Annotated in this window: 11 protein-coding genes and 1 pseudogene; 1 reads left to right on the top strand and 11 read right to left on the bottom strand. The window is 72.1% G+C overall.

Annotated features, from left to right (window positions below; all coding sequences use genetic code 11):
* Positions 1 to 29: 29 nt before the first annotated feature.
* The 8 genes from tmk to bldG all read right to left on the bottom strand — a co-directional run bounded on the left by tmk (position 30) and on the right by bldG (position 13056).
* Complete coding sequence (tmk, locus tag ASC60_RS03080; RefSeq protein ID WP_055546363.1) at positions 30 to 3182, bottom strand: dTMP kinase; 3153 nt, start codon at positions 3180 to 3182, stop codon at positions 30 to 32.
* Positions 3183 to 3274: 92 nt separating this feature from the next.
* Positions 3275 to 6205: a type I DNA topoisomerase gene (gene topA / locus ASC60_RS03075; RefSeq protein WP_055546361.1), complete on the bottom strand. Its 2931-nt coding sequence runs from the start codon at positions 6203 to 6205 to the stop codon at positions 3275 to 3277.
* A gap of 210 nt (positions 6206 to 6415) precedes the next feature.
* Positions 6416 to 6613 carry a hypothetical protein gene (locus ASC60_RS03070; protein ID WP_055547163.1) on the bottom strand — a complete coding sequence of 66 codons (198 nt, stop codon included), beginning with the start codon at positions 6611 to 6613 and terminating at the stop codon, positions 6416 to 6418.
* Between the two features lie 178 nt (positions 6614 to 6791).
* Positions 6792 to 8354, bottom strand: a complete 1563-nt coding sequence (locus ASC60_RS03065) for a class I SAM-dependent methyltransferase (RefSeq protein WP_055546359.1) — start codon at positions 8352 to 8354, stop codon at positions 6792 to 6794.
* A gap of 145 nt (positions 8355 to 8499) precedes the next feature.
* Positions 8500 to 9066, bottom strand: a complete 567-nt coding sequence (locus ASC60_RS03060) for a hypothetical protein (RefSeq protein WP_055546357.1) — start codon at positions 9064 to 9066, stop codon at positions 8500 to 8502.
* Positions 9067 to 9326: 260 nt separating this feature from the next.
* Complete coding sequence (locus ASC60_RS03055; protein ID WP_055546355.1) at positions 9327 to 11765, bottom strand: sodium-translocating pyrophosphatase; 2439 nt, start codon at positions 11763 to 11765, stop codon at positions 9327 to 9329.
* 424 nt (positions 11766 to 12189) lie between these two features.
* On the bottom strand, positions 12190 to 12624 hold the full coding sequence (locus ASC60_RS03050; RefSeq protein WP_055546353.1) for an ATP-binding protein: 435 nt from the start codon (positions 12622 to 12624) through the stop codon (positions 12190 to 12192).
* A 90-nt stretch (positions 12625 to 12714) separates the two neighbouring features.
* Complete coding sequence (gene bldG, locus ASC60_RS03045; protein WP_009716787.1) at positions 12715 to 13056, bottom strand: anti-sigma factor antagonist BldG; 342 nt, start codon at positions 13054 to 13056, stop codon at positions 12715 to 12717.
* A 54-nt stretch (positions 13057 to 13110) separates the two neighbouring features.
* On the opposite strand from bldG, the gene ASC60_RS42020 reads away from it, so the two are divergent.
* Complete coding sequence (locus tag ASC60_RS42020; protein ID WP_199830848.1) at positions 13111 to 15567, top strand: DEAD/DEAH box helicase; 2457 nt, start codon at positions 13111 to 13113, stop codon at positions 15565 to 15567.
* A gap of 117 nt (positions 15568 to 15684) precedes the next feature.
* Here ASC60_RS42020 and ASC60_RS43935 read toward each other — a convergent pair.
* The 3 genes and pseudogenes from ASC60_RS43935 to ASC60_RS03030 form a co-directional block, all read right to left on the bottom strand.
* A pseudogene (locus ASC60_RS43935) lies at positions 15685 to 15882 on the bottom strand (Rv3654c family TadE-like protein); the annotation flags it as partial.
* A 158-nt stretch (positions 15883 to 16040) separates the two neighbouring features.
* A complete protein-coding gene (locus tag ASC60_RS03035; protein ID WP_234356750.1) occupies positions 16041 to 16514 on the bottom strand; it encodes a TadE family type IV pilus minor pilin in 474 nt (157 codons plus the stop codon).
* The gene (locus ASC60_RS03030; RefSeq protein WP_107096990.1) at positions 16501 to 16698 is read right to left on the bottom strand and encodes a DUF4244 domain-containing protein; all 198 of its coding nucleotides are present in this window, start codon (positions 16696 to 16698) and stop codon (positions 16501 to 16503) included. The genes ASC60_RS03035 and ASC60_RS03030 overlap by 14 nt, the downstream gene beginning before the upstream one ends.
* Positions 16699 to 16734: the final 36 nt, after the last annotated feature.

Genomic DNA, 16734 nt, shown 5'->3' with positions numbered 1-16734 from the left:
GGCACCCCACCGACAACGCCGCGAGGCGGTCAGCGGCGGCGCCGACCGCCGCCGCCCTCGTCGTCACGGTCGCGCTCCCGGTCGCCGAGGAGTTCGTCGGCGAGCGTCGGCAGGTCGTCCAGCGGGGTCTCCTCCGCCCACTCGGGGCGCGGGCGCCGACGTGGCGGCTGATCCTGGTGCTGGCCCTGGTGCTGGTCCTGGTCGAACTGCGGCAGCTCGCGCGTACGGTCGTTCTCCTGCGCCTGGCCCTGGTCCTGCCCCCGCTCCTCCTTGCGGAACATCCACGGCGGAACCCGGTCGGCCGGATCGGCGGACCGCTCCTCCCGTACCGGCGGCAGGACAGCCGTCTCATCGGCCGCGGAGGGCTCCTGCGGCTGGGGAAGGACCCTGGTCTCCTCGGCGTCCGGATCCTGCCGGGGACGCACCGGCGGGAGCACGGCCGTCTCGTCGGCGTCCGCGTCACGCGCGCGGGGATCGCGGGCGGTCCGCGGGTCGAAGCGCGGCGTCCGGGCCGTCTCGGCCCCATCCGGGGACGCATCAGCCGCCGTATCGCCAGTAGCTTCGCCCGCCGTACCGGCCGACCTCGGGAGCTCGGTCTCCACGGTCGGGGCGTCCGACGCCATCCGCGCCTGCTCCGCCCGCAGCAGCGCCTCCTCCGCCTTGCGCTGCTCCTCCTGGCGGCGCGCCGCCGCCTCGGCCCGCTCCAGGGCCTGCGCCTCCGCCTTGCGGCGGAGCCGCTCCTGCTCGGCGGCGCGGGCGCGGTCCTCGGCCTCGATGCGCTTGCGGTCCTCCTCGGCCCGGCGGCGCGCGTCCTCGGCCCGCTTCCGGGCCTCCTCCGCCTGCCGCTCGGCCTCGCGCTGCCGCGCCTCCTCCAGCTCGCGGCGCTTGCGCTCCTCCTCCTCGGCGCGCGCCTTGGCCAGCGCCTCCTGGCGCTCGCGCTCCAGCCGCTCCTCCTCCGCCTTGCGGGCGGCCTCTTCCTCGGCCCGGCGGCGCGCCTCTTCCTCCGCCGCCTTGCGGGCCTCCTCCTGGGCCTTCACCTCCGCCTCCGACAGCGGCAGCATCTGGTCCAGGCGGTGGCGTACGACGGAGGTGACCGCCTCCGGCAGCTGCCCGGCGTCCACGACCAGGTAGCGGGCCGGGTCGGCGGCGGCGAGGGCGAGGAATCCGGAGCGCACCCGCTGGTGGAACTCGGCGGGCTCGGACTCCAGCCGGTCCGGGGCCTCGGTGAAGCGTTCGCGCGCGGTCTCCGGGGAGATGTCGAGCAGCACCGTCAGATGCGGCACCAGGCCGTTCGTCGCCCAGCGGGAGATGCGGGCGATCTCGGTCGCGGCGAGGTCGCGGCCCGCGCCCTGGTAGGCGACGGAGGAGTCGATGTAGCGGTCGGAGATGACGACCGCGCCGCGCTCCAGGGCCGGACGGACCACCGAGTCGACGTGTTCGGCGCGATCCGCCGCGTACAGCAGTGCCTCCGCGCGGTGCGAGATGCCCGCGGACGAGACGTCGAGCAGGATCGAGCGCAGCCGCTTGCCGATGGCGGTCGCGCCCGGCTCGCGGGTCACGACCACCTCGTGGCCCTTGGCCCTGACCCATTCGGCCAGCGCCTCGACCTGCGTGGACTTGCCCGCTCCGTCACCGCCCTCGACGGCGATGAAGAAGCCGGTCGCGGCCGGGGCCTCCTCCGCGCCTCCGCCGCGCAGCAGCGCCTCGCGCAGATCGCGCCGCAGCGGCACGCCCTGCCGGTCGTCGGTGCGGCCGAGGACCAGCGCCGCGATGGGCAGCAGCAGCGCGCCGACGAGCATGAGCGTGAAGGCGGCGCCGCCGTGGGCGAACACGAAGTCGCCGCTGCCGAGCCGGTGCGGCCCGATCACGGCGGCGAGCAGCGGGGCGACGACGGCGCCGAGTCCGACGGCGACGCGGACGACGGCGTGCAGGTGCTCGGTCATCCGGGGCCGACGGGCCTCCTCCAGCTCCTGGTCCAGGAGGGAGTGGCCGGTGTTCGCCGCGACTCCGGCCGACAGACCGGCGAGCAGCGCGATCATCAGGACGGTCGTCGCGTCGTGCACCAGACCCGCGGCGAGCAGCGCGAGACCGGTCAGCGCGACCGACAGGGCGAGCAGCCGCCGCCGCGAGAGCCCCGGGAGGACCTTGGGCGCCCAGCGGATGCCCATCGCCGGGCCACCGCTGAGCACCAGCACGAGCAGCGAGAAGCCGACCGGGCCGCCGCCGAGGTCGACGGCCTGCAGCGCGGCGACGCCGACGGCCGCGGCGATGGCGGCCGCCACTCCGGCGCAGGCCAGGATCAGCAGCGGTGCGGCGCCGGTACGGCCCTTGTCGGCACCGGTGCCGGAGACGGAGCGCGGACGGCGCAGCCCTTCGAGCGGGGAGCGCGTACGGGGCGTCTGCGCGCCGGGCAGTTCCACGAAGTAGAGGACCGAGATGGACGCGGCGAACAGGCCGGCACCGACGTACGAGCCGAGCGCCGCCTGATGTTCGTGGAACCAGCTGACGCCCGTCCCCAGCAGCCTGCCGATGAGCATGACAACCAGCAGCCCGGCGGCGGCCAGCGGCACGCTGAGGAAGTTCGTCCGCAGCGAGAGGCGGCGCAGCGCGTCCATGTGGTCGGGCAGCGGGCGCACCGCGGCGCCCTCGACGGGCGGCGCGGGGAGCAGCGCGGGGGCCGCGTCGTCCTTGGCGATGGTCCAGACGCGCTCGGCGACGCCCACGACGAAGGTGGTGATGAGCAGCCAGGCGACGGCGTCGTCGGGCGTCCAGTCGATCCACAGCGGCGCGATGAGCAGCAGGACGAGCCGCAGCCCATCCGCGCCGATCATGGTCCAGCGGCGGTCCAGCGGACCGGACGGGCCGATGAGCGCGGAGAGCGGGCCGAGGAACACCGCCCCGAACAGCAGCGTCGCGAGGAGCCGCACGCCCAGAACGGCCGCGACCGCCAGCGCCGCTCCGCGATAGCCCCCGCCGAACGAGCCCGCGGACACCGCGGCCTGCAGCGACAGCAGGACGAGCACCAGCACGGCCAGCCCGTCCGCGGCACCGCTGACGAGTTGGGCGCTCCAGAGCCGGCGTAGCGGCGGATAGCGCAGGAGGGCTCGGACGGCACGCTCGCGGGAGTCCGCGGCAAGGGCGCCGGAAGTGGGGGTCACGTCCGAAGGCTGCTCTCGCGTCATCCCGCCAGCCTATCCGGATCACATGAATGCACGTCCCCCCGGCCGAACAAACGGGCGGGGGGACGCGGATGACGTGGGGACGAACCGGGCGGTTACTCCGCCTTGGCCGCGGTCTTCTTGGCCGCGGTGGTCTTCTTCGCGGCCGTCTTCTTGGCCGCGGTCTTCTTCGCCGCGGTCTTCGTGGCCGCGGTCTTCGTGGCGGCCGTCTTCTTCGCGGTGGTCTTCTTCGCCGGCGTCTTCTTGGCCGTGGTCTTCTTCGCCGCCGCCTTCTTGGCGGTCTTCTTGGCCGGGCCCTTGGCGCGCTTCTCCGCCAGCAGCTCGTAGCCGCGCTCGGGCGTGATCGTCTCGACGTCGTCGTCCCGGCGCAGCGTCGCGTTGGTCTCGCCGTCCGTGACGTACGGGCCGAAGCGGCCGTCCTTGACCACGACCGGCTTCTCGCTGACCGGGTCGGTGCCCAGCTCCTTCAGCGGCGGCTTGGCCGCGGCCCGGCCTCGCTGCTTGGGCTGCGCGTAGATCGCCAGCGCCTCGTCGACGGTGATGGTGAAGAGCTGCTCCTCGCTCTCCAGCGAGCGCGAGTCGGTGCCCTTCTTCAGATACGGGCCGTAGCGGCCGTTCTGCGCGGTGATCTCGGTGCCCTCGGAGTCCGTGCCGACCACGCGCGGCAGCGACATCAGCTTGAGCGCGTCCGCGAGGGTCACCGTGTCCAGGGACATCGACTTGAAGAGCGATGCGGTGCGCGGCTTGACCGCGTTCTTGCCGGTCTTCGGGGTGTCGTCGGGCAGCACCTCGGTGACGTACGGGCCGTAGCGGCCGTCCTTGGCGACGATCGGGCGCCCGGTCTCCGGGTCGGTGCCCAGCTCGAAGTCGCCGCTCGGCTTGGCGAGCAGCTCCTCCGCGTACGCCACGGTCAGCTCGTCCGGCGGCAGGTCGTCCGGGACGTCGGCGCGGTGCCCGGTCTCGCCCTCGGTCTGGGACGGGCGCTCGACGTACGGGCCGTAGCGGCCGACGCGCAGCATGATCCCGTCGCCCACGGGGAAGGACGAGATCTCCCGGGCGTCGATCGCGCCCAGGTCGGTGACCAGCTCCTTCAGGCCGCCGAGGTGATCACCGTCGCCGTTCCCGGCCTCGGCCGCGGCGCCCTCGACGACGTCACCAGCCTCGACGCCCTCCGCGCCCTCGCCGAAGTAGAACCGCTTGAGCCACGGCACGGCCTGGGCCTCGCCGCGCGCGATGCGGTCGAGGTCGTCCTCCATCTTCGCGGTGAAGTCGTAGTCGACCAGCCGGCCGAAGTGCTTCTCCAGCAGGTTGACCACGGCGAAGCTCAGGAAGGACGGCACCAGAGCGGTGCCCTTCTTGAACACATAGCCGCGGTCGAGGATGGTGCCGAGGATCGTGGCGTACGTGGACGGACGGCCGATCTCGCGCTCTTCCAGCTCCTTGACCAGCGACGCCTCGGTGTAGCGGGCCGGAGGCTTGGTGGCGTGGCCGTCGGCGGTGATCTCCTCCGCGGCGAGCCCGTCGCCCTCGGCGACCTGCGGGAGCCGGCGCTCGCGGTCGTCCAGCTCGGCGTTCGGGTCGTCGGCGCCCTCCACGTAGGCCTTCATGAAGCCGTGGAAGGTGATCGTCTTACCGGAGGCGGAGAATTCCGCGTCCCGGCCGTCGCTCGCCCGGCCACCGATCTTGACGGTGACGGAGTTGCCGACCGCGTCCTTCATCTGGGAGGCGACGGTCCGCTTCCAGATCAGCTCGTACAGCCGGAACTGGTCGCCGGTCAGACCGGTCTCCGCCGGGGTGCGGAAACGATCACCCGAGGGGCGGATGGCCTCGTGCGCCTCCTGCGCGTTCTTCACCTTCCCGGCGTACGACCGCGGCTTGTCCGGCAGGTAGTCGGCGCCGTACAGCTGTGTGACCTGCGCCCGGGCCGCCGCCACCGCCGTGTCGGAGAGGATGGTGGAGTCGGTGCGCATATAGGTGATGTAGCCGTTCTCATACAGCTTCTGCGCGACCTGCATGGTGGCCTTGGCGCCGAAACCGAGCTTGCGGCTGGCCTCCTGCTGCAGCGTCGTCGTACGGAACGGGGCGTACGGCGAGCGGCGGTACGGCTTGGACTCGACGGACCGCACCGTGAAGGCGGTGTCCGCGAGGGCGGCGGCCAGGGCGCGGGCGTCCGCCTCGTCCAGGTGCAGAATGTTCGCGCCGCCCTCCCGTCGCCCACCACCGCCCTCAATCGAGGCTTCGCGCTGCCCGTTCTTGAGCTGCCCCAGCGAGGTGAAGTCACGGCCCTGGGCGACCCGGCGGCCGTCCACGGCGGACAGCCGGGCGCCGAAGGTGCCCGGATCGCTGACGTCACCGGCCCGGCCGGTGGAGAAGGTGCCGGTCAGGTCCCAGTACTCGGCGGAGCGGAAGGCGATGCGGTCGCGCTCGCGCTCGACGACGAGACGGGTGGCCACCGACTGGACTCGGCCCGCGGAGAGCCCCCGCATGACCTTCTTCCACAGGACCGGCGAGACCTCGTAGCCATAGAGGCGATCCAGGATGCGGCGGGTTTCCTGGGCGTCGACCAGGCGCTTGTTCAGCTCGCGCGGATTGGCGACGGCCTCGCGGATCGCGTCCTTGGTGATCTCGTGGAAGACCATCCGGCGGACCGGAACCTTGGGCTTGAGGACCTCCTGGAGGTGCCAGGCGATGGCCTCGCCCTCCCGGTCCTCATCGGTGGCGAGGAAGAGTTCGTCGGACTCGGCGAGCAGCTCCTTGAGCTTCTTGACCTGGCTCTTCTTGTCCGCGTTCACCACGTAGACGGGCTGGAAGTCATGATCGACGTCCACGCCGAGCCGGCGCACCTCGCCGGTGTACTTGTCGGGAACCTCGGCCGCACCGTTCGGCAGGTCCCGGATGTGCCCGACGCTCGCCTCGACCACGTAGCCCGGGCCCAGGTAGCCCTTGATCGTCTTCGCCTTGGCAGGCGACTCGACGATGACGAGTCGGCGGCCGCCCTGTGCGGTCTCGCTGGTGGTCGGGGACAACTTCGCTCTTCTCTCCGGTCGACGCTCGGTGAACGGGCGATGCAGCGCGGGTAACGCGTACACGGCCCCTCTACGGTGACGCTGCGGAGTGTGACGGTACATCCCGCCCCCGTGTCAAACGGAAAAAGCCCGCAACGCCACTCGAACGGTAACCCGACAAGCGTCCTGTCTGCCGCCCGGACCGGCACAAGCCTCGCGGAAGGCGCCCTGTCAGGCGTAACCCAGGCACCAGATCCCGCCGCCCAGAGAGGCGGCGGCGAAGAGAAGGGAGAGGGCCGCGGAAGCGACGGGACTCACACCGTCGGCGACCGGCGCGCGCAGCTTCAGCCGCACCGCTGTCCACAGCAGCAGGGCCGTACCGAACAACACGAATGCCGCTCCGGCGAAGATCGCAGGTCCGCTCTCCATGAGCCGGAGCGTGACACGCGCCGGAGGCGTACGCACGAACCCCGGGTGAACGGCGCGCGACCGCCCTTTCCGGCCGTGTTCACGTCCCCGGCGGCGGCTTCCCGCCATGCGGGGGCAAAGGGGGCGCGCGACCGCTCCCCCGGCGTACGCCCGGCGCGCGCTACGCGCCGGTACGGGCCTACGGCACCTCGTCGGCCACCGGCTGCAGAAAACCCTGCTCCACCAGGAGCCGGATGGACTGCGGGGTGCGGTCGCGCAGCACCACCGGGTCCTCCCCGAGCAGCTGGGCGATCGCGTCCAGGATCCGGCCGGCGCTCAGCGTGCCGTCGCACACCCCCGCGAAACCCGCGCTCACCGTGTCGACCTTGGTCGCGCGCCGCATGCCCCGGTTCTGCCGGAGCACCACATGCTCGGGGTCCTCCGCGCCGGGCAGCCCGACCTGCTCCTGGACGACCTCGTCGGCGAGCCGGAAGCGGGCCGTCAGCAGCGCGGCGTCGTCGTGCGCGCGCAGGAAGTCCTGCCGGTCGAAGTGGGCCGCCACGGCCTCCCCCAGCGGCTGCTCGACCGGATGCGGCCACTCCTCCACCGTCACCGACGGCCGGTCGGCGCCGGACTTGCGCAGGGTGATCCAGCCGAATCCGACGGCCGTGGTCCCGCGCGCCTCGAATTCGTCCAGCCAGGCGTCGTAGCGCGCCGCGTACGCCTCGGGCCCGGCGAGATGCTCGCCCGCGTCCCGCAGCCACAGCTCGGCGTACTGCGCGACGTCCTGCACCTCGCGCTGCACGATCCAGGCGTCGCAGCCGGGCGGCACCCAGGCGGCCAGCCGCTCGCGCCAGTCCTCCCCCCGGACATGGCTCCAGTTGGCGAGCAGCTGGCACCAGCCGCCGTCGCCCAGATGACCGGCCGACTGCTGGACGAGGGTGCGGCACAGATCGTCCCCGCCCATGCCGCCGTCCCGGTAGACCAGCCGGTCGCCCTCCGCGGAGCGGGGCGAGATCACGAACGGCGGGTTCGACACGATCAGGTCGTACATCTCGCCGCCGACCGGCTCGAAGAGCGACCCCTCGCGCAGATCCGGCTCCGGCGCCCCGGACAGGGCGAGGGTGAGCCGGGCCATGTCCAGGGCGCGCGGATTGGGGTCGGTGGCGGTGACGTGGGCGGCGTGCCGGCTCGCGTGCAGCGCCTGGATGCCGGAGCCGGTGCCGAGGTCGAGAGCCCGCTTGACGGGCGTACGGATGGTGAGACCGGCCAGCGTGGTGGACGCGCCGCCGACCCCGAGGACGAGCCGGGAGCGTTCCGCGGCCCCGCGGGCGCCGCCGGGCCCGCCGATGCCTCCGGCACCGCCGACCGCGCAGCCCAGGTCGGAGACGATCCACCAGTCCTGGCCCTCGGGGCCGCCGTAGGGGCGCACGTCGACGCTCGCGCGCACCTCGGAGCCGTCCCGCACAAGCCAGCCGTCGGTGAGGCAGTCCGCCACCGGCAGGGCGGCGGCCGCCGGTTCGTGGGGCACCGGGCGCTGCAGCAGGAAGAGCCGCACCAGGATCTCCAGCGGGCTGCCACCCCGGGACGCGCGCAGGGCGGGGACGGTCTCACCGCGGGCCAGGGCGGCGTAAGCGGACGCGCCGAGCAGATCCAGCAGGCCGTCAGCGGTGAACGAGGCGGCCAGCAGCGCTTCGCGGAGGCGGGCGGTGCGCTCGGGGTCGGCGATCGGGAGGCGGGACGAGGGCTGGTGCGTACTCACGCCCCCATTGTCGGGGCAACAGCCGGCCGTCGGCGACGACGGGCGGAGGCCTGTGGACAAGCCACCCTGTGGGGATAACTCGGCAACTCGACAACAGGGGCGTGCGGGCGGACCTTCGCGCCCTACGTGACGCTGGTGGCGCCCCCTACGTGGCGCTGGTGGCGCCGGTCTTCGGCTTCTGGCAGCCGGGCTGCTTCGCCATCGCGGTGCCGACCTTGCCCTCCTGGAGCTGCTTCAGGGCCTGGTCACCCGATTTGCTGAGCTTGTCGAGCTCGTCGGCGACACCCTTGAGGCCTTCGGCGAACTTGGACTTGTCCGAGGTCTCCAGCTTGTCGACGGTCGTCTTGAGGTCGTTGTACGCCTTGGAGGTGGCGTTCAGCTCCTTCACGGCCTGCTTCTGGGTCTGCTCGCCCTTGTCGACGGGCGGGGCGCCCGCCTTCTGCACCGCCTTGGCGAGCGCCGCGTAGGACTCGGAGATCTGCTGGAACGCCTTGGAGTCCGTCTGCTGGAGCTTCTTGGAGTCCTGCTCGTCGGACGCGGCCTGGATGGAGGCGTTGGCACCCTGAATCTTCTTCAGCTGCGGCTGCACCTGGTCACATACCGACTTGGCCCAGGCGTTGACCTTCTTGTCACCCTCATCGCCGCCGCCGCAGCCGCTCAGCGCCAGTACGAGTGCCGCACCGCCGGACAGTGCCACAAGCTTCTTGTTCACCGGATTGGTCCCTTCCATGGCTCTCGGCCCCGGAACATACACGTCCGAGCCGCTCGGACCTTCTGCCGAGCATCCTGTATGGATACTTTTGAAGCCATTTGAACCAAGCTCGGTGTGCCATCCGCCTCATCGTGCCCATCGCGCCAACGGGCGGAAAGGCGGGCACGGCTGCGGGCGGACGGCATGCCGTCGCACACCGTCCGCCCGCATGCCGCGGGGGCTCGTACGGCCCCCTGATCGCTCCCGGGCCGGTTACCGGGTCAGGACACCACCGCCGCGTCGGCCGACTTCGCGACGCGTTCGGAGTTGCCTTCGTCACCCACGGCGATTCCCCGCCGCTTGGAGACGTAGACGGCACCGACGATGATCGCGAAGGCCAGCGCGGCGATCCCCGCCCGGAGCCCCGGGCTCGCGTTGTCGCCGAAACTGAACTTCACGACCGCCGGGGCGATCAGCAGCGCCACCAGGTTCATGACCTTCAGCAGCGGGTTGATCGCGGGACCGGCGGTGTCCTTGAACGGGTCGCCGACCGTGTCGCCGATCACCGTCGCGGCATGGGCCTCGCTGCCCTTGCCGCCGTGGTGCCCGTCCTCCACCAGCTTCTTCGCGTTGTCCCAGGCGCCTCCGGAATTCGCCAGGAAGACCGCCATCAGGGTGCCGGTGCCGATCGCCCCGGCCAGGAACGAGCCGAGCGCGCCGACCCCGAAGGCGAAGCCGACGGCGATCGGCGCCAGGACCGCCAGCAGGCCGGGGGTGGCCAGCTCGCGCAGCGCGTCCTTGGTGCAGATGTCGACGACACGCCCGTATTCCGGCTTCTCGCTGTAGTTCATGATCCCGGGCTTCTCCCGGAACTGCCGCCGCACCTCGAAGACCACCGCGCCGGCCGACCGCGACACCGCGTTGATCGCCAGCCCCGAGAAGAGGAAGACGACGGCGGCGCCGAGGACGAGACCGACCAGGTTGTTGGGCTGCGAGATGTCCAGGCTGAGGTTCATCTGCCCGGCCACGGAGGTGTGCACATCGGAGACCGCCTCCGCGATGGCGTCACGGTACGAGCCGAACAGCGCCGCCGCGGCGAGCACCGCCGTCGCGATGGCGATACCCTTGGTGATCGCCTTGGTGGTGTTGCCGACCGCGTCGAGGTCGGTGAGCACCTGGGCGCCCGCGCCCTCGACATCGCCGGACATCTCGGCGATGCCCTGCGCGTTGTCGGAGACCGGCCCGAAGGTGTCCATCGCGACGATGACGCCGACGGTGGTGAGCAGACCGGTCCCGGCGAGCGCGACCGCGAACAGCGCCAGCATGATCGAAGTGCCGCCGAGCAGGAACGCGCCGTAGACGCTGAGCCCGATCAGCACCGCCGAGTAGACGGCGGACTCCAGGCCCACCGAGATACCGGAGAGCACCACGGTGGCCGGGCCGGTCAGCGAGGTCTTGCCGATGTCCCGCACGGGGCGCCGGCTGGTCTCGGTGAAGTAGCCCGTGAGCTGCTGGATGAGCGCGGCGAGCACGATGCCGATGGCGACGGCGACCAGCGCGAGCACCCGCGGGTCACCGCTGTGGCCGAGGATCTCGCGATTGGTGACGCCGTCGAGGTCGCCGTAGCTGGACGGCAGATAGGTGAAGACGACGGTCGCCACCAGCGCCATCGAGATCAGCGCGGAGATGAAGAAGCCGCGGTTGATGGCCGACATCCCGCTGCGGTCGGAGCGGCGCGGCGCCACGGCGAAGATCCCGATCATGGCGGTGATCACACCGATGGCCGGGACGAGCAGGGGGAAGGCGAGGCCCGCGTCGCCGAAGGCCGCCTTGCCGAGGATCAGCGCGGCGACCAGGGTCACGGCGTACGACTCGAACAGGTCGGCGGCCATGCCCGCGCAGTCGCCGACGTTGTCGCCCACGTTGTCCGCGATGGTCGCGGCATTGCGCGGGTCGTCCTCGGGAATTCCCTGCTCGACCTTGCCGACCAGGTCGGCACCGACGTCGGCGGCCTTGGTGAAGATGCCGCCGCCGACCCTCATGAACATCGCGATCAGCGCGGCGCCGAGACCGAAGCCCTCCAGCACCTTGGGCGCGTCGGCCGCGTACACGAGCACCACGCAGGAGGCGCCCAGCAGGCCGAGCCCCACAGTGAACATGCCGACCACGCCGCCCGTACGGAAAGCGATCTTCATTGCCTTGTGCGAGACCGCCGTCAGATCCACGTTCGGCTTCCCCGGAGCGGACGACCCGGAATCCCCGTTGACCGGGGTGGTGGGGGCCTCGGGGGTGGCTTCCCGGGCCGCGGCGGCGACGCGCACATTGCTGCGCACCGCGAGCCACATGCCGATATAGCCGGTGGCCGCCGAGAATCCCGCGCCGATCAGAAAGAACACCGACCGCCCGATGCGCTGTGGCCAGTCATCCGCCGGCAACAACATGAGCAGGAAGAACACGACGACGGCGAATCCGCCGAGCGTGCGCAGCTGCCGGGCCAGATAGGCATTCGCGCCTTCCTGAACGGCCTCGGCGATCTTCTTCATACTGTCCGTGCCCTCGCCGGCCGCGAGTACTTGTCGTACCAGCACCACGGCGACCGCGAGCGCCGCGACCGCGACCGCGACGATCACCATCACGATCACACGATTTTCGTCGGTCAGTTCTGCGGCGGCCAGGGTCGTGGTGAGGTCCAGCTGATGAGGGGTGAGAGGCCCCGCCATTCGTCCTCCTTGACGTTTGGCACATGGGCGCGCAGCAGTTCTGCGACCGCAGAAGAGCCGCCACGCTCAGGCGTCCTGAGCTCAAGATGTGGACGGATTGTAGGTAGCGTCACACGATCAAAACAGGGCGCCGGAATGGGAATTCGCCTGCACCAGCGAAGATCAATAGGTTTGGGCCACAGGAATTCGTCCGGAAGGACGAAGGTCAACAATTCACTGACGGGGGTGGAATGATCTCTATAAACGATCTCAGTGCACTATGAAAAGTGCTGTTCAGAGCGGTTTTCCGGACACCCTGAACGCGCCCCGGGCCTGACCGGAACCCCCGGAACTCCCGGAACCCCCGGAACGACGACCGGGCCGGCCGTCACGGGGACGGCCGGCCCGAAGGTCACGGCAGATCGAGCGGAATGACGGCGGATCGTTACGGCACGAGGGACTGCGGCGAAGCGGGCCAGCTCATGCGGATCACACCGCCGGTCTCGCTGGTGGTCACCTCGACGTCGTCGACGAGCCCGCTGATGACCGCGAGGCCCATCTCGTCCTCGGTCTCGGCCGCGCCGTCGTCGTCCACATCCGGATGGGAGCCGGGGGCATGCCCCGCCGAGGTGGGCGACTCATCGCCGACCTCGATGGAGAACTTCTTCTCCTCCTCGGTGAGCGCCACCCGCACCGGGGCGTCCACCCCGTTGCTCAGGTGCAGCCCCACCGCACGGGTGCAGGCCTCGCCGACCGCGAGCCGCACCTCGTCGAGCACGGCCTCGTCCACCCCCGCACGACGCGCCACGGCAGCCGCGACCAGCCGGGCGGTCCTGACGTGCTCGGGAAGCGCGCTGAAGCGGAGTTCGACAGTGGCCATGCCATCCCCCTCGGGCGTATGGGCGTGCAGATCGGGGGGGCCGGGCGAAATCGCCCGGAACCCCCTTGGTGGTCTTCCCGCGGTGACTGGTCAGTCAGTCGCCGCGACAGCGTCCTCGACCGAGGTGTGGATGGGGAACACCTTGGTCAGGCCGGTGATACGGAAGATCTTGAGAATGCGCTCCTGGTTGCACACCAGACGCAGTGAGCCCTCATGGGCACGTACGCGCTTGAGCCCGCCGACGAGCACGCCGAGCCCGGTGGAGTCGAGAAAGTCGACGCCCTCCATGTCGACGACCAGGTGGTAGCTACCGTCGTTGACAAGCTCGACCAGCTGCTCGCGCAGCTTGGGCGCGGTATATACATCAATCTCGCCACCGACCTCGACGACCGTGCGGTCGCCAACGGTCCGAGTCGACAGGGACAGGTCCACGGATCCTCCAGCACCTTGCATCGAGCGGTCGCCCCCCATGGATCGGCAGCCGCGATGGCATTCAATCACTTACCAGCAGGCGTGCACGACGCCTTGAGCCCATTGTCCGTCAGACCAGTGACACACTCGGTGTCGATGGCCCACAACCAACTCCCGCGGCAGGCGGGCATACGCCCCTCGCCCCGGGCCGTTCTCCACCGGCTCGGCACCGGAGCGGGCCGAGGCGCGCGCATCACTCATACGGAGCACTTGCCCCCGCGTCTCGGCAGCCATGCCGACTGGCCTTCGCCGATCCGGCCGGAAGTGATCGACGCCATCCGGGCCGCCGGAATCGAGCGCCCATGGGCCCATCAGGCCCGCACGGCCGCCCACGCCCTGCGCGGTGAATCCGTGGTCGTGGCCACCGGCACCGCCTCCGGCAAGTCCCTGGCCTACCTCGCCCCCGTGCTCAGCACCCTGCTGGACGGCTCGGAGGAGCCCAGCGGGCGGGGCACGACCGCCCTGTACCTCTCGCCCACCAAGGCGCTCGCCGCCGACCAGCGCCGCGCGCTGGCCGACCTCACCACCCCGCTCGGCACCGGGGTGCGGGCGGCGGTCTACGACGGCGACACGCCGGTGGAGGAGCGCGAATGGGTCCGCCAGTACGCGAACTACGTGCTCACCAACCCCGACATGCTCCACCGGGGCATCCTGCCGGGCCACCCCAGATGGTCCTCCTTCCTGCGCGCGCTGCGCTACGTCGTCATCGACGAGTGCCACACCTACCGCGGCGTCTTCGGCTCCCATGTCGCCCAGGTACTGCGCAGGCTGCGGCGGGTCTGCGCCCGCTACGGCTCCTCGCCCGTCTTCCTGCTCGCCTCGGCCACCTCCGCCGACCCGGCCGTGGCGGCCGCCCGGCTGACCGGGGTGCCGGTCACGGCGATCACCGAGGACTCCTCGCCCCGCGGCGAGGTGGTCTTCGCCCTGTGGGAGCCGCCGCTGACCGAGCTGCACGGCGAGCAGGGCGCCCCGGTCCGCCGCACGGCCACCGCCGAGTCCGCGGACCTGCTCACCGACCTGGCCGTCCAGGGCGTCCGCACCGTCACCTTCGTGCGCTCCCGGCGCGGCGCCGAGCTGATCGCCCTGATCGCCCAGGAGCGGCTGGCCGAGGTCGACCGGTCCCTGCCGGACCGGGTGGCCGCCTACCGCGGGGGATATCTCCCCGAGGAGCGCCGCGCCCTGGAGCGGGCCCTGCACTCCGGTGACCTCCTGGGCCTCGCCGCCACCACCGCCCTCGAACTCGGCATGGACATCGCCGGTCTGGACGCCGTCGTACTGGCCGGCTATCCCGGCACCCGCGCCTCCCTGTGGCAGCAGGCGGGCCGGGCCGGCCGCACCGGACAAGGGGCCCTGGCGATCCTGGTCGCCCGGGACGACCCGCTGGACACCTATCTCGTCCACCACCCGGACGCCCTCTTCCGGCAGCCCGTCGAATCCACCGTGCTGGACCCCGACAACCCGTACGTCCTCGCGCCGCACCTGTGCGCGGCCGCCGCCGAGCTGCCGCTCACCGAGGCGGACCTTGGCCTCTTCGGCCCCGCCACCGAGGAACTGCTGCCGCAGCTGGAGCAGCGCAAGCTGCTGCGCCGCCGCGCGACCGCCTGGCACTGGACCCGCCGCGAGCGCGCCGCCGACCTCACCGACATCCGCGGGGAGGGCGGCAGCCCGGTCCAGGTCGTGGAGGCGGGGACCGGGCGGCTGCTGGGCACCGTGGACGCCTCGGCCGCCCACACCACCGTGCACGAGGGCGCCGTCCACCTCCACCAGGGCCGGAGCTATCTCGTCCGGCAGCTCGACCTGGAGGACTCGGTCGCGCTGGTGGAGGAGGCCAGTCCGCCGTACTCGACCACCGCCCGCGACACCACCGCGATCTCCATCCTGGAGACCACCACCGAGATCCCGTGGGGTGACGCGCGGCTGTGCTTCGGATCCGTCGAGGTGACCAACCAGGTCGTCTCCTTCCTGCGCCGCAAGCTGATCACCGGTGAGGTGCTGGGCGAGACCAAGCTCGACCTGCCGCCCCGCACGCTGCGCACCCGGGCCGTGTGGTGGACCGTGACCGAGGACCAGCTGGAGGAGGCCCGGGTGCATCCCCAGGCCCTCGGCGGCGCCCTGCACGCCGCCGAGCACGCCTCCATCGGCATACTGCCGCTCTTCGCGACCTGCGACCGCTGGGACATCGGCGGGGTGTCGATCCCCCTGCACCCCGACACGCTTCTGCCGACCGTCTTCGTGTACGACGGCCACCCCGGCGGGGCGGGCTTCGCCGAGCGGGCCTTCCACACGGCCGCCCGCTGGCTGACCGCCACCCGCGAGGCGATCGCGGCCTGCGAGTGCGAGGCGGGCTGCCCGTCCTGCATCCAGTCCCCGAAATGCGGCAACGGGAACGATCCGCTCGACAAGAGGGCCGCCATCCGCCTGCTGACGACGCTCCTGGCCAAAGCCCCGGACCAACCGCCCACCGAAGGCTGACCGGACCCCGGCGCCCACCGCCGAGCGCCCGCCGGGGCCGGATACGGGGGTGTCGGCGGGGCCTGCCCGCGCCCGGGCCCGGAGGGCGAACGGCCCGGCCCGCACCTCCGCCGTGAGATCCGCGATCTCGCCGCTCAGGGCGCACCGCACCACGCGCGCGCCCTGGGCGGAGGCCACCCGCCGGGCGAGGCGGCACGCCGCCCCGGGCCCCTCCAGGCCGTGGTCCGCCGCGGCGAGCGCCGCCAGGTCGGCGGCCCCGCCTGCCCGGTGGCGCGCCACCATGACCTGCCCGGCCGCCAGCACGACCGCGAACACCGCGCACAGCGCCGTCGCGGCGAACGCCGCCCACACCGTCGCCGACCCCCGGTCGCCGCGCTCGCCCACCCCGCGTACGCAACGCCTCACGCGACCGTCCGCCGCCGCGCCTGCGGAACCCCTCGCACGACCGTCCGCCGCCCGGCGTACGACACCCCTCACCGGACTGCCTCCCGCCCGGCGCCGACCGCGCCCACCGTGTCCTCGGCGAGTGCGGTCGACTCGGCGTGCAGCCGGAGCGCCAGCGGGCCGGGGCCGACCGCGTGGGTCCGGACCCGCACGCGCATCAGGTCTCCGTCCCGCCACAGCTCCACCCGCGCGCCGCGCGGCGCGGCCGACCGGACGGCATCCATCACGGCGTCCCGCGGCTCCGAGCGCGCCGCCGCCCGGGCGCCGGCCCGGGCCGCGTCCACGCAACTCAGCTGCGCGGACGCGGCCATCAGGCTCCAGATCAGCATCAGGGCGAACAGGGCCAGCACCGGCAGCGCGACAGCCGCCTCCGCGGTGACGAAGCCCCGGTCCGACCCGATGCCGACCGCTCCCGCGCGGGCCGCTCCCGGTGCGCTCCGCGCGCGAAGACCGGCCCGCGCGCCCGGCCGGCCCACCGTGGACAGTGCCTCAGAACGGCGCATCGAGAGCCCGTCCGATCACCGATCGCAGCGCACCGCTGACGGTCCCGCTCGTCACTACCTTGTACAACACCGCGGCGAAGGCGCACGCCGCCAGCGTCCCCATCGCGTACTCGACGGTGGCCATTCCCGCCTCGGCCTGTGCACGCACCGCCGCGCGCCACCGGACCCACCACTGCTTCACCATCTCGATCCCCCTCGTAGCTGTCATGTGCCGTACATA

The sequence above is a fragment of the Streptomyces sp. NBRC 110028 genome, from assembly GCF_001417735.1.
GTDB lineage: Bacteria > Actinomycetota > Actinomycetes > Streptomycetales > Streptomycetaceae > Streptomyces.
This window is presented reverse-complemented; position numbering and strand designations above follow the sequence as displayed.